Here is a 13,044-nt window from a genome sequence, read left to right as displayed (position 1 = left end):
ATTAGAAGGCAGGTACATCAGGATCCTACCTGAATATGTGGTGCTAATTACATTGTGGTTCGGATGCTTTGCAATGTAGGCTACGGCATTCACGGCAATATGATTGAACTCTTATTGTCCCATCCCCCATATCGCGTAACCCGAAAAGTTCGTCGACTTCGGTTTCATTGCGAGCAACCTTATCACAACCACGGCAAGGGCATCTTGCTTGCGTTAACGATGACATCTTATCTTCTCCTTTTGATTTAATCTCCTTATATTATTTAAGGTTAAAATTTTATTTTTCAAGACCCAAGCGTAAATTGTTTATAATAAAAGCTAAATCGCTGCTAATTAAAAGGCCAGTCTTTGCAATCCATGGGGCAGAGTCGTTGATATCTATGCTAGCATATTGGAAGTCTCGCCAATCGAGGCTTGTTATTCACTATCTAAATGACACCGTGACGTTTTAACTTCTTAATTATTCGGTTGTCTAGGCTCGTTAGACACCCAACAACGATACATTTTAGAATCAACGACTCTGTCCCTAATCAATGGGGTCTAATCAATGGGGTCAGAGTCGTTGATATCGAGTCGTTGATATCCTTAATTCTATGCCAGCATATTGAAAGCCTCGCCAATCGAGGCTTGTTATGCACTATCTAAATGACACCGTGATGTTGTTAGCTTCTTAATTATTCGGCTGTCCAATCAATGGGGTCACAATCAATGGGGTCAGAGTCGTTGATATCCAATTTTGGCTGAGGCAAGGATTTCGTCGAGTAATATTGACGCTTCCCAATCTAAACGCTGCTCTAATGAAAGTAGCTCACTGAATTGTTTTAGTGGTGATACTGTTTGAATACATGACTCTAGCCTTGGCATGATAGCGGCGCTGTTATAAATAAAGTTAGGCCAATTGTTATGCTGCCATATCCACATAGTGTATCTCTGAGTCGTTTATTTGAATTAATCGTATCAAATAATGAGACGATTAAGTAGGTTAATTAACTCACTTTGATCTTGCTTTTAAAGCTGCCCAGTTAAAGTTTTTTAGTAATGTAGTGGTGCACTAAAACTGGCCCCCCTCATTAGGTTTTTTAGTTTTATCTCTGCTAGTAATAGTTAATTTGTGGTCGTTAAAAAACTTTAGGCAATGACTTCTGTTGATTCACTGTCTTTAACATACTGCCTGTAAATTCGGTTGTTGAGAAAGTCGATATGAGTTTTTGTTTCTTTAGCTAAATCGCCTGCATAAACTAATGACGTTTCAACATTGGCATATTTTCCTTCTCTAGCTGCACTAAACCAGTTGAATGATCCAACCGTCATATATTTATTGTCTGCAAATATGATTTTACTATGGATACCATCGATGACATTCACGCATACTCCTAGCTCTTTTAGTGCGGTGCAGCTATGTTCAAAAGCCCTTTGTTTCTGTGCGTTAAGGCGATTAGAGACTGTCGTATTGAAGTGTTTGTCTGTATAAATGGTAATCGCCACTCCTCGGCTAATGGAGCTTTGCAGTTTAGCTAAGATCCCTGTCGTTTTTAGTTTTTCATAGATAATCCAAGGCGAAACGATATCTACTTTTTGTACCGCTTTGTCTAGCAGTTGCATAACGAATGCATCATGTTCATCGGCATTATGTAGCAACTTAGGCTGGCCACAAAACTGAAGTAAATCGGGTCTTTTTCCGGTATTGAATTTGAGTTCATTTGAAGCTTGGTTCAACAAGTATTTAGATAAAAGGCCTCTCGGTTTAGACTTGGGCACAGCGGCAATGATATCCATATCCCCAAATACTAAGAAGCTATCTTTAGCCCTCGACACAGCTACATTTAACATGGAGGTATTTATATCAATAAAACTCCCATTACTATGTTTAGTGTAGACTTGAGAGAAAATAACGAGTTTACGCTCGGCGCCTTGAAATGAGTGCACTGTACCTACGGTTAGTTGACCTTCAGCTTTGCCTGTTGGAATATTATAATCATTGCAGGCACTTGAGATAGCAGCTACTTGGGCTGAGAATGGGGTAATTACACCTACAGCTTTCTCTAGTGGCTCTTCAAAGTACTCTTCAATTCTGGAGCGGTTACTCGCCAACCAAGAAGCGATGGTTTCAGCTTCTAATCTGTTGCCACGGCTTCCACCAAACAGCTCAGCTAAGCCGTCAACATGAAGATAACCGAAAGGCGGGTAGGGTGATTCTAGGTTTGCCGAGCCTCTCTTCGCTATTAACAGGTCGCTGTAGCAAAGTTCATTACAATAGGATATGAGTTCGTCATAGCATCTGCGATGTTCTTGTAAAAACATTCCAGGTTCTGCTTTTGTTTTGTAGTGGTAGCGGCTTGCTCGTTGTGCAAGGTGCATAACGCTACCTGTCACGACACTTCTTCCTGACGCTTGGATAGACTCATATTCGTCATTGTCTGTCATGAGTTTAGATTGCTTAAGGTTGCCTATATCGATACATGCATTGAGTTGTCTAACAGGCTCTATCTGGTAAATATCTCCAATCACCAATGCTTTTTTCGCTAATGAAAATGATGCTCCAGCAACATCTGGTGACACTTGACCAGCTTCATCAACAATCAAAAGATCGATTTCGTTAATCAAATACTCCGTCCTAAAGTCACTTTCCCCTGCGTATGCTTGATAGGTCATGTGTGACGGCAAAGAATGAAAGGTAGATACGATACACGGTGTTAACATCATTCGCCTTTTCCATCTGGGAAGTACGGCCTTGAGCCCCGTTTTATTCGCTAGCCCTTCCAGTTTGTCCTCTTCACCTCTATAAGTGAGCAGCCATCGAGCCTCCCAATAGTGCACAGCAAGCCTAAACATTCTAAATCGTACTGTAATATCAAGAGCAGAATCTACCTCCTCCAAAGATGGTATCGAGCTAGATTCAGGAAAAGTGGTTCTCGTGCTTAAATTCCATTCAGCTTCTGATTTCTTAAATGTTTGAAAATGATGCAGGTACTGTTGATAAGTGGTGGTTAGTTCATCGATGTATATTTTCTGTTCTGCTAGAACTTTTTCTATTGCGCTTTCTAGATTTTCGGGCAGACATTGTAATTTATTGGCTGTAACGCAGAGAGACTGATGAATAAAATTTTTCCGTTGCGCTTCGCGTTTGACTAGCACAAAAGGAAGCCAACTGAATATAGATAGCCAAATAGATTCATCACTAAGATAGTTTCGCCAGTTGAGTAAGCTAATGTTGGTGACTGATTGCAAGCTTTTAGCGCATTCAAGCTCTTGCTTTAGCCCCTCTAAAGTCTTTTCCGGTTCGATTCCTAGTAGGTTTTCTATAACTTGCTTTTGTTTAGAGTATTTTTCCCAACAAATTTGAATGTGGTTTAGCGTTTGTTTATTGAGCTTTAGTTGATTGAGCAGATGCTCTTTAATCTCCGTGGTATTCTCAAAATCCATCTCTGCGAAAGATGCCTGAGCACGTTCAATGAAGTGAGTTTCAGCGCGGTCTAGGTATTCTAAACTTTCTAGCTGAGAGTAGAAACTGCGTGTTTGATACTTTTTAGAAGCTTCGTCTTCTTTTTGGGCTGAAGGAAAATATCCGCCGTAACTGGAAACATCAGGTAACCATCGACCACTTAGTTCATCATTTCCTTCGTCAAAATCTTTTCCAAATGCATCAATGACGTTTGTAACTGCTTGGTTGTTTGTGGATGCTGCGATGATTAGCGGCGGCTCTGCTTCTTTTAGCGCTGACTCAATCCATAATGAAGCTACAACAGACAGAACAAACGTTGTTTTTCCTGTTCCTGGAGGACCATTGACTGCCAATATGTCTGAGTCAGACATATTTAGTGCATGTGACAATGCATCACGCTGTGCTTTAGCCAAAGGAAATTGTGCATTCGAATGACCAAGTCTATCAGCGATGGTTTCAGAAGAAATTAGACAGGCCTCATGGCTTGAAACGGATTGAGTCGCATAAGAGTGGAAAAGTGGTGAAGAGTGATTAGAATCTGTTAGTTTGTCATAAAGGCTTAATATATGGGTAGATGCGCCCGTGATATCATCTATTTTCCCAATGACACCATTTTCCAACAAAGTGTAAGACTCATAAATTTTTTGTTTTGAGCAAACGTCCCTAAATAGACCCTGAGCTAGTTCATAGTACTGTGTCCACAGTTTGCTTTGCTCAGCGATAGTCTCTTCTGATTGGATTGCAGACACAATTTCATCGTCTGAATAGCTAGGGGTAGAATGAGTTGTAAGGAAGTCATCCAGATCAGATACTGCGGCAATAGTAAATTTATCATCGGCTTGAGGAGCTAAAATATCCCTAGGAATATAGGGGGTTCCGGCTGAGAAAAACAAACCTTCGCGAGTTATCCATATAGGGCAAATAACAGGAGATAGAACTTGAGGTGTTGTACCACGATAATCCTGCCGATGCTGTTTTGTGATCGTATAAAGGACGGGTCGGTAATGCGCTTTTATAACCAATACATTGTCGTTTTCATCAGCAAAAAGCTTTTCTAATATTTGGTCGCTGGGTTCTAACATACCTAAAGAAAAATTAGTTCGTTTGGTAGGGTGATAACCGTTAAGGTCTCTTTTTTTTAAAGCTCCTTTACCACTATCCGCATCGGCAAGAGAGTTCCGCCAATACCGTATCCAGCTCAAGTCATCCATACTGCTTCCTTTCATATTTGTCTAATTCCCTCGTTCTATTAACAAGTTACCATTTAATCGAATATTTATATATGGGGCTTTTGACATATATACAATAATCAAAATAAGCATGACAACAAAACGTAAATATCAATCAATAGGGTCAGAGTCGTTGATATCAGAGTCGTTGATATCTTGAAAGCCTCGCTAATCCAAATCAATGGGGTCAGAGACGTTGATATCTATATGCTCGCATAATTGAAAGCTGTAGTGGTGCAGTAAAACTGGCCCCCTCATTAGGGGTTCTAAGTTTTATCTCTGCTAGTAATAGTTAATTTGTGGTCATTAAAAAACTTTAGGCAATGACTTCTGTTGATTCACTGTCTTTAACATACAGCCTGAAAATTCGGTTGTTGAGAAAGTCGATATGAGTTTTTGTTTCTTTAGCTAAATCGCCTGCATAAACTAATGACGTTTCAACATTGGCATATTCTCCTTCTCTAGCTGCACTAAACCAGTTGAATGATTCAACCGTCATATATTTATTGTCTGCAAATATGATTTTACTATGGATACCATCGATGACATTCACGCATACTCCTAGCTCTTTTAGTGCGGTGCAGCTATGTTCAAAAGCCTTTTGTTTCTGTGCGTTAAGGCGATTCAAAAAATATGAGACAGGCACAAGTTTCCGGTAGAGGATCTAATAAAGCGTTTACAGAGAGGAGATTTCTCTTGATGGCTTAACTATCTTTTGATAGTTTAAGTTAAGCTTTATCACAGGCTCCTCAGTCTGATAATAGTGTTAATGCATCTAACCCATTTAGGGGAAATGCAAGGCGGGCAGCCTTCGCTATTAGATACAAACCCTTACGGTTGTATGGTGATATTTAAATTAAGGAAATTCCAAACGGAATCCCTGTCCGTTAGCTGAAGACCCACTGGCATACGGCATTAATTTATATCGGATATAACTATGCCTGTAAAAAACTCAACACCAGCAAATCAATCTTTAAAGCACTATAAAAGCCTTTCGTATGAAACACTAGCAGCAAGCTGGTTACTTAATGATGGTTGGGATGTTTTCTTGCCAATGATCGATCACGGACTAAAAACAGATTTTGTCATCTCTGATGGCGATTATTTTTATCGTATTCAAGTTAAATCAGTTGAATCAAATGAAGAAGATATCCTAGTTGAAAATAAATGGGGGGATGCAAAAATTGATTATGTTATTTACTTCTCCAGAGTTGGAAACTGGGGGTATATAACACCGCCATTCAGACAAACTCGAAAACGATTGAATGCCAAAGGACATGTCAGATTTCATCAACATCCTAAAAACTTTATAAAAGCATTCAAGCTAATATGAGTAGAGCGGTATAATGGCGTTGATAGCGTCATGTGGACCATTGAAGCTTAGGTTATACATACCACGAGTATTTGCTGGTTTAATAAGACCAAGTGAGCTTAAGTGCTTTAAGTATTTTGAGAGCATCTTATAACTTCCGTCAAAAGGCAATTCAATATGTTGTCCTTTGATAAAGGGACTCATATAGCTGAGTTTTTTAAAATCAATAGGGTCAGAGTCGTTGATATCTTGAAAGCCTCGCCAATCGAGGCTTGTTATGCACTATCTAAATGACACCGTGACGTTTTAACTTCTTAATTATTCGGCTGTCTAGACTCGTTAGACACCCAACAACGCTACACTTTAGAATCAATCGGGAATCAACGACTCTGACCCCATTGATACACTATCTAAATGACACCGTGACGTTTTAACTTCTTAATTATTCGGCTGTCTAGGCTCGTTAGACACCCAACAACGATACATTTTAGCATCAACGACTCTGACCCCATTGATAAAGGTGGAGCAGAGCATAAGCTATCAACAGAGTCGGAATTTTCACCAAATGACCTGCTGGTTAAAACTGAAAGTGGTAAAAACTACTTTGTAAGCCAGTATATCAAGATGGGAGTATTTGTTGGCGGTGCTGGCCTTGAACTTGTTGATGAGGGTAAAGGCCAAAAAGAAGTTTCAAAGCTAGATATGGCTAAAAAAGGTAAATGTAGTTCATAACATAATTCAGGACAGGCAGAAATGTTATGATGAAATTTTTGCCTGTCACTTGTCTTACTTCGATTCAAAAGCTAATAATGCAATATCACTCCTATAAAAAGCAACAACGTGTGCGCAATTAGTCAATGGGTGTTCGTCCAGAACCTAGCAGGTTATTGTCATTTTTTTAGCAGTGCAAATAGTAATGCCACTCCATTTTCTTATGCTGCTTACTCTCAGTTAGTCGACTGGAGTGGTCGCCATATCCGTGTTAAATCATCTGATGTTGTTGTGGGTGAATTAGCCGGACACTTCAATAAAGGATTATAATCCCATTAATCAATGGGGTAATCAGTCGTTGATATCCTTAACTCTATGCCAGCATATTGAAAGCCTCGCTAATCGAGGCTTGTTATGCACTATCTTAATGACACCGTGACGTTGTTAGCTTCTTAATTATTCGACTGCCTAGGCTCATTAGACACCCAACTGCGCTACACTTTAGAATCAATCGGGAATCAACGACTCTGACCCCATTGATAGTCCGAGTCATAAATTACCTTGGTTAGCTAAATATAACAAAGGCGAGTGTAGTACAAGATTTAGTTAATACCGCTATCCTTGCGTCGTAAAAAATAAAACTACCGAAATATCAATAATAAATTGTTGCGTGTTCCCAACTATTCAACCCTTCAAATGACTAAGGAGAGCTTAAGTCACTATATAGATTATAGTGGCTATATAGTGAAAAATATGCAAAAGAAAGCACGGAGCAAACACAAACATCTTGAAGCGTCCGGCTAATTCAATCGTAACAGGGATAGCTATAAAGACTCTTTTAATTAGAGCGTAAAAAAAGCTTGGTAATTGCTTACCAAGCTTTTTATGTTGGCTATCAATCGCGTTAGCTAGCGATTAACCCTTATTGACTTACTTGGTGCTTACGTTGATACCGCGACGCTTTAATAGGGCGTCGGTGGTTGGTGCCTGACCACGGAATGCTTTGTATGATTCCATTAGATCACGGGTGTTACCTACCTCTAAAATGTTTTCACGGTATTTTTGACCAATCTTCCGATCTAAGCCACCCTGTGTTTGCACGTAGGCAAAGGCATCTGCCGCTAAAATCTCACTCCACATGTAAGCATAATAACCTGCTGCGTAACCGCCCATTGCGTGTGCGAAGTAGGCTGATTTATAACGTGGTGGAATAAAACTGACATCGACGTTATGCTTTTTAAGCGCCTGTTTCTCAAACTCAACAATATCTTGTTTACCTGCTGATGACGGAAGCGAGTGCCATTCCATATCAACCAGCGCAGCAGCAATATATTCGAAAGTGTCGAACCCTTGGTTGAAGCTGCGCGATGCAATTACTTTATCTAAAAGCGCTTTAGGTATCGCTTCACCAGTTTGATAATGCTTGGCGTAGTTTGCAATCACTTCAGGGTGCATTGCCCAGTCTTCTTCAAACGTGGACGGGAACTCAACGTAGTCACGTGAAGTTGATGTACCGGATAGTGTAGGGTACTTAACTTGCGACAACATGCCGTGAATACCGTGCCCCATTTCATGGAAAATTGTTGTTGCTTCCGAGTAGCTAATTAATGTTTTCTTACCTTCTGGTGCTTTTTGAATATTCATGACATTGACAATAACAGGGCGCTGGTTATCAAGGCCTGATTGTTTGACGAAAGCGCTTTTCCACGCACCACCACGCTTGCCTTCACGGGCGAAATAGTCAGCATAGAAAATAGCTAGACTTGTGCCGTCTTCGTCCAGCAGTTCATAGGCTTTTACGTTAGCGTGGTAAACCGGTAGGTCAGGACGTGGCTTGAAACTTATGCCGTATAAACGGTTCATGGTAAAGAATACACCGTCTTCCAAGACACGGTTGAATTCAAAATATTCTTTTACTTCATTTTCGTCTAGGTTGTATTTCTCTTTACGCACTTGCTCAGCGTAATAGAACCAGTCCCAAGGTTCTAGCTTGAAGTTGCTACCTGAGGCGTCGATTTTCGCTTGAATAGCAGCTGATTCGTTTTCGACGTTGTCTAGTAGTGAAGGCACCATGCTGGTTAACATATCAAGGACAGCCTGCGGCTCTTTGGCCATTTGCGATTCTAAGCCAAAGTGAGCGTAACTGTCGTAACCAAGTAACCCAGCACGTTCTGACCTAAGGTTTGCAATAGAAGGGACAACATCACGATTACTGTTTTCACCTGATAGAGCACGCTCAGCTGAAGCACGCCATATTTTTTCACGCAAGTCGCGGTTCTCAAGTGCGGCTAGGATTGGCTGTCTGGTCGTGTTGGTGATCTTAATAAGGTATTGGCCGTCGTGACCCGCTTCTGTTGCCGCTTTAGCAAGGTGCGCTAGTTGTGTATCAGATAAACCCGCAAGTTGTGCTTTGTCTTTTACCAATACTACGTTGCTTTTGATTAACGCCATGATGTTTTGGCTAAATTGGGTGCCAAGATTAGAAAGTTCTTTGTTGATCTCTCGAATACGCTGTTGTTGCGTTTCGTTTAATCGAGCGCCAGCACGGATAAATTGTTTGTAATAAACATCAATTAAACGCACTTCTTCTGCTGTTAAATCTAAGCTATTTCGCTGTTGATAGATGGTTTCAATACGCTTAAAAAGATCTTTATTCAAGCTGATATTGTCACCGTGAACGGCCAATTTAGGCGCCATTTCTTTTTGAATGGCACGGCGCTGTGGGTTTGAATCAGTACCGACTAAGTTATAAAAAACACGTTGTGCGCGTGTCAATAGCTCACCACTCTTTTCCATAGCGACTATAGTATTTTCAAACGTTGGTGCTGCTTTGTTGTCAGCGATAGCTTTAATTTCAGCCATTTGCTCAGCAATACCTTTTTCAAACGCTGGTAAGAAATGTTCATCTTTGATTTGATCGAAATTTGGCGTTTGGTATTGCAATGCACTACGAGTGAATAGCGGATTTATGATTTGCGCATCTACTGAGGATGCTTGCTGCGCTTGTGTCGGTGCAGCTGTTTGGCTTGGTTCTGAGCAGCCAGACATCAATAAAATAGAGCTAATCGCTGTAGCTAATACTTTTTTCATTATTGTTTCTCTTCGTTTTTAGTTTTGTTTAATGTGGAAACTGATTACCATTATAGTGTTATGTTATAACATTATATTTGCAAGGGGGATACAAAGGAAATGAAGGGACTGTCACAACTATTCTTTATTGAGAAAGGGTGAATCAGCGATGGTTCGCCCTTGTGGTGGGTAAATGGGTCACCTTCACGGAGAGATAACAGAAAAGCCGTTGAACCTAAAAACTGACACTAGTGCTAAGCCTAAGTTCATATTCAGAAAAGGCTATTAATATCCTGTCGAGGTCATCAAAGCCGGAGTTTCTGGTGATTTAGTACTGCAATTTGATGTGAATTGCTCAGGGGTTCCAATCAATATCAAAGTCGTCGAAGCAACACCAAAAGGCTACTTTGAAGCAGAAGGGATTAGTGCTCTTAAGCAATGGAGATACATGGTTAATCTCGACCTCCGATTATCACGTGATAGACCGTTGTATGCAGCGCTGCACATCGACAAGTTTGCTAGGCTTGTCGATGAGGCTAATGTGTCATGATTAACACATAGCATTAATCATTAACTTTGATTAGATAACTCATTTAGTTTGGATGGTGAGCCTTGTAATACGCGTTGACAACTTCAGGTGTCATATTGTTGTTTCTATGGTGGCCAACAATGCGTTTGTAAGCGATTTTTTCACTATAGAGAAATTCGATGAACTCTTTTTCAACATCGGCCATGTGAGTTGGCAAGCTGTTATCAAATGGTATTTCTAAAAAGTCTCCCTGATAGATAATTTCTGACATTGGAAAATAAGCAAAGCTTTGTCCATCACTATGTGAGTTTTTAGGCAGGTAAAACGTTACGCCATTTACTGTTTGTTTATGTTTCAGAGTTGAGTAGTTCCAATTTGTTGCTGTTTTTTTAAAGCGAGGAAAGGCCTTTAGTGCTCTAATACTATATTTGTCAGCAAGAACAGTAATACCTTGCTCGGCAAAATAGCCAACACCCCCCATATGATCACTGTGACCATGGGTAATATATACTGAATGGATTTTTTTCATGGGTAAGTTGTTATTGATTAGCAGCTGAACTTGCTCAGATACTTTACTTGAGGCCGGTGCACCAAAGAGTGTTAATCCCTTGCTATCCATTTTTACTAATACATGGCGATTACCTGCTACATGGTTAATGAGGTATAAATCATTGGCAAGTTTAACCCATTCGAGTGGTTTTCTTTTAGTGTCTACAAATGGTCCATAGCCTTGTGGAATAGCTAACATCGTCTGTTTAATATGAGGGATTTCTTTTATGTTGGTGATGTTCACGGTACTTTTTAGTTCGCCTTTGGTGAAACGGCGGACCTTGCTGGCATAAGTTAGCCCCATTTTTTGCACTGGATTAGTATACTCTGTCTTTTTCTTTGATTGGTGCTGCATGACAGAAACAAGCTGTATCGGTTGTAAATTAAATCTATAGGTTAGCTGCTCCTCTTCGGCGTTACTCTTCGTTAGCTCTGCCCAAGTATCACTTCGCTTGATTGTCGTATTTTTTGAATCTGCATCACTTAAAAAAGTATGTGCTGAAAAAATATCAATATCTTCAGCTAAGTCTTGATGAAAGTCCGCTTGGTTGTAATCTAGGTATTGGAGTTGTTTACCCTTGGTGAAACCATTTACATCGTAAAGGATAGATTTACCTTCTTGATGAACAATGATGTCATTAAATATATAGTTGCCTGGATAATGATGAACTTGATGATAGTAAAATTGCCCTTTGCTTAAATCAAACAACTTTTCATAGTTGCTATTAATCGTGAAAGGTTGATCTAATTTATTACTTTGAAATACCGTTTCTCGTTGCTTAGTATAGGTCACTGATAATTTTTGAAGCTGTTTGGTGAACGCGTAGTGTTTTTTTAGATCTGTGATCAACACAGTATCTGAACGCACTTCAGCCGCTACTGATAAAGGTAAGCAAAGTAGTAAATAAGCGAGAGGAATGGTAGATGACAACTTCATTGATGTTCCTATTGTATTGCAAGGTATAAGTGTTTAAAAAGGTTATCGTTATTAGGACATTTAAAACATATCAAAAATGAGAAAGGACATTTCTGTTGCAAAGAAAGATAGATTTAGTTAAAACGATTCGAATATTCATTGCTGTCGTTGAGGAAAAAAGCTTTAGTGGGGCATCAGAAAAGTTAAATTTGGCAACGTCTGCGATTAGTAAAAATGTTGCGGATTTAGAGTCATATTACGATTGTAAAATGCTTCATCGTAATACACGCTCAATGCACTTAACGGCTGAAGGGGAGCGTTTTATTGTTGAGTTTAAAGACATCTTAGCGCAATTAGATAGTCTTAAAATGGGACTTAATCACCGTAAGTCAACTATTTCAGGTAAGCTAAAAATTACCAGTCCTGAGAATGCCCAAGGGTTAGGTATTGATCAAAAAATTAGTGATTTTATGTGCCTATATCCAAACATTCAGGTATCTTGGCATCAGCAAAACAAGCAAGTTAATTTGGTTGAAGAGGGAGTTGATGTAGCGATTCGCATTGGCAGGTTAGAAGACTCTAATCTTATTGTTCAGACCTTTTCAAAAGTTGAAAATTTAACGGTTGCAAGCCCCGATTATATTGAAAAATACGGCATAGCAAAGCACCCTGAAGAATTACCTAACCATAAATGTATTATTGAAGTCTCTAATCGTAAGCCATGGCGTTGGCGTTATATTGAAAATAATAGTGAAAAAACGGTGGCGGTTTCTGGTGAATTGGAAGTTGATAAGGGAGAGGCAGTCGCGTTTTTTGCTGCACAAGGCCATGGGGTTGCTCGGTTGCCTAGTTTTATGATGCGCGATTATTTGGACTCAGGAAAATTAGTTCCAATTTTACAAGACTTTAATACTAAACCTCTTGATGTATCGCTAGTCTACCCTGAAAACAGAATGTCAAACCCAGCCCTGAGTGCATTTATCGAGTATATTCGCTCTTAATCAATGGGGTCAGAGTCGTTGATATCTATGCTTGCATATTGAAAGCCTCGCCAATCAAGGCTTGTTATGCACTATCTAAGTGACACCGTGGCGTTTTAACTTCTTAATTATACGGCTGCCTTTGCTAGTCAGACACCCAACTACGCGACATTTTAGAATCAACCAATCAATGGGGTCAGAGTCGTTTAGGAATCAACGACTCTGACCCCATTGATACTTTCCCTCTCCATCTATAGATAAAACCTTATTGACAAAATTTAAGCGATTTTGATAAGTTATGTGTAAC

10 protein-coding genes and 1 pseudogene are annotated in these 13,044 nt (G+C 39.8%); 5 read left to right on the top strand and 6 right to left on the bottom strand.

Annotation, left to right across the window (positions count from 1 at the left end; all coding sequences use genetic code 11):
- Nucleotides 1-43: 43 nt before the first annotated feature.
- From Q8W26_RS09640 to Q8W26_RS09625, 4 genes are all read right to left on the bottom strand, one after another.
- A complete protein-coding gene (locus Q8W26_RS09640) occupies nucleotides 44-226 on the bottom strand; it encodes a hemagglutinin (RefSeq protein ID WP_101215499.1) in 183 nt (60 codons plus the stop codon).
- A gap of 488 nt (nucleotides 227-714) precedes the next feature.
- The gene (locus tag Q8W26_RS09635; protein ID WP_101215498.1) at nucleotides 715-921 is read right to left on the bottom strand and encodes a DUF4172 domain-containing protein; all 207 of its coding nucleotides are present in this window, start codon (nucleotides 919-921) and stop codon (nucleotides 715-717) included.
- Nucleotides 922-1,128: 207 nt separating this feature from the next.
- Nucleotides 1,129-4,653 carry an AAA domain-containing protein gene (locus tag Q8W26_RS09630; RefSeq protein ID WP_101215497.1) on the bottom strand — a complete coding sequence of 1,175 codons (3,525 nt, stop codon included), beginning with the start codon at nucleotides 4,651-4,653 and terminating at the stop codon, nucleotides 1,129-1,131.
- A 334-nt stretch (nucleotides 4,654-4,987) separates the two neighbouring features.
- Nucleotides 4,988-5,224, bottom strand: a complete 237-nt coding sequence (locus Q8W26_RS09625; RefSeq protein WP_101215496.1) for a hypothetical protein — start codon at nucleotides 5,222-5,224, stop codon at nucleotides 4,988-4,990.
- 384 nt (nucleotides 5,225-5,608) lie between these two features.
- Here Q8W26_RS09625 and Q8W26_RS09620 point away from each other — a divergent pair, with 384 nt between their 5' ends.
- From Q8W26_RS09620 to Q8W26_RS09610, 3 genes are all read left to right on the top strand, one after another.
- Nucleotides 5,609-6,004: a hypothetical protein gene (locus Q8W26_RS09620; protein WP_101215495.1), complete on the top strand. Its 396-nt coding sequence runs from the start codon at nucleotides 5,609-5,611 to the stop codon at nucleotides 6,002-6,004.
- 420 nt (nucleotides 6,005-6,424) lie between these two features.
- Nucleotides 6,425-6,715 carry a DUF2846 domain-containing protein gene (locus tag Q8W26_RS09615; protein WP_370694274.1) on the top strand — a complete coding sequence of 97 codons (291 nt, stop codon included), beginning with the start codon at nucleotides 6,425-6,427 and terminating at the stop codon, nucleotides 6,713-6,715.
- A gap of 108 nt (nucleotides 6,716-6,823) precedes the next feature.
- The gene (locus Q8W26_RS09610; protein WP_101215494.1) at nucleotides 6,824-7,024 is read left to right on the top strand and encodes a hypothetical protein; all 201 of its coding nucleotides are present in this window, start codon (nucleotides 6,824-6,826) and stop codon (nucleotides 7,022-7,024) included.
- A 600-nt stretch (nucleotides 7,025-7,624) separates the two neighbouring features.
- On the opposite strand, the gene Q8W26_RS09605 is transcribed toward Q8W26_RS09610, so the two are convergent.
- Nucleotides 7,625-9,784 carry a M3 family metallopeptidase gene (locus tag Q8W26_RS09605; RefSeq protein ID WP_305473207.1) on the bottom strand — a complete coding sequence of 720 codons (2,160 nt, stop codon included), beginning with the start codon at nucleotides 9,782-9,784 and terminating at the stop codon, nucleotides 7,625-7,627.
- A gap of 280 nt (nucleotides 9,785-10,064) precedes the next feature.
- On the opposite strand from Q8W26_RS09605, the pseudogene Q8W26_RS09600 reads away from it, so the two are divergent.
- Nucleotides 10,065-10,313: pseudogene (locus Q8W26_RS09600) on the top strand (energy transducer TonB); the annotation flags it as partial.
- A 43-nt stretch (nucleotides 10,314-10,356) separates the two neighbouring features.
- Here the strand turns inward: Q8W26_RS09600 and Q8W26_RS09595 are convergent.
- Entirely contained in the window at nucleotides 10,357-11,778 is a 1,422-nt protein-coding gene (locus Q8W26_RS09595) for an MBL fold metallo-hydrolase (protein ID WP_101215491.1), read from the bottom strand.
- Nucleotides 11,779-11,873: 95 nt separating this feature from the next.
- Between Q8W26_RS09595 and Q8W26_RS09590 the strand changes: the two genes are divergently transcribed.
- Complete coding sequence (locus Q8W26_RS09590; RefSeq protein WP_101215490.1) at nucleotides 11,874-12,758, top strand: LysR family transcriptional regulator; 885 nt, start codon at nucleotides 11,874-11,876, stop codon at nucleotides 12,756-12,758.
- Nucleotides 12,759-13,044 lie beyond the last annotated feature (286 nt).

The sequence above is a fragment of the Psychrobium sp. 1_MG-2023 genome, assembly GCF_030689115.1.
Classification (GTDB): Bacteria; Pseudomonadota; Gammaproteobacteria; order Enterobacterales; family Psychrobiaceae; genus Psychrobium.
This window is presented reverse-complemented; position numbering and strand designations above follow the sequence as displayed.

Bases quoted from the DNA above. Each gene is read 5' to 3' on its own strand.
- Q8W26_RS09640 (WP_101215499.1), bottom strand. From the start codon at position 226: ATGTCATCGTTAACGCAAGCAAGATGCCCTTGCCGTGGTTGTGATAAG.
- Q8W26_RS09635 (WP_101215498.1), bottom strand. From the start codon at position 921: ATGTGGATATGGCAGCATAACAATTGGCCTAACTTTATTTATAACAGC.
- Q8W26_RS09630 (WP_101215497.1), bottom strand. From the start codon at position 4,653: ATGGATGACTTGAGCTGGATACGGTATTGGCGGAACTCTCTTGCCGAT.
- Q8W26_RS09620 (WP_101215495.1), top strand. From the start codon at position 5,609: ATGCCTGTAAAAAACTCAACACCAGCAAATCAATCTTTAAAGCACTAT.
- Q8W26_RS09605 (WP_305473207.1), bottom strand. From the start codon at position 9,784: ATGAAAAAAGTATTAGCTACAGCGATTAGCTCTATTTTATTGATGTCT.
- Q8W26_RS09595 (WP_101215491.1), bottom strand. From the start codon at position 11,778: ATGAAGTTGTCATCTACCATTCCTCTCGCTTATTTACTACTTTGCTTA.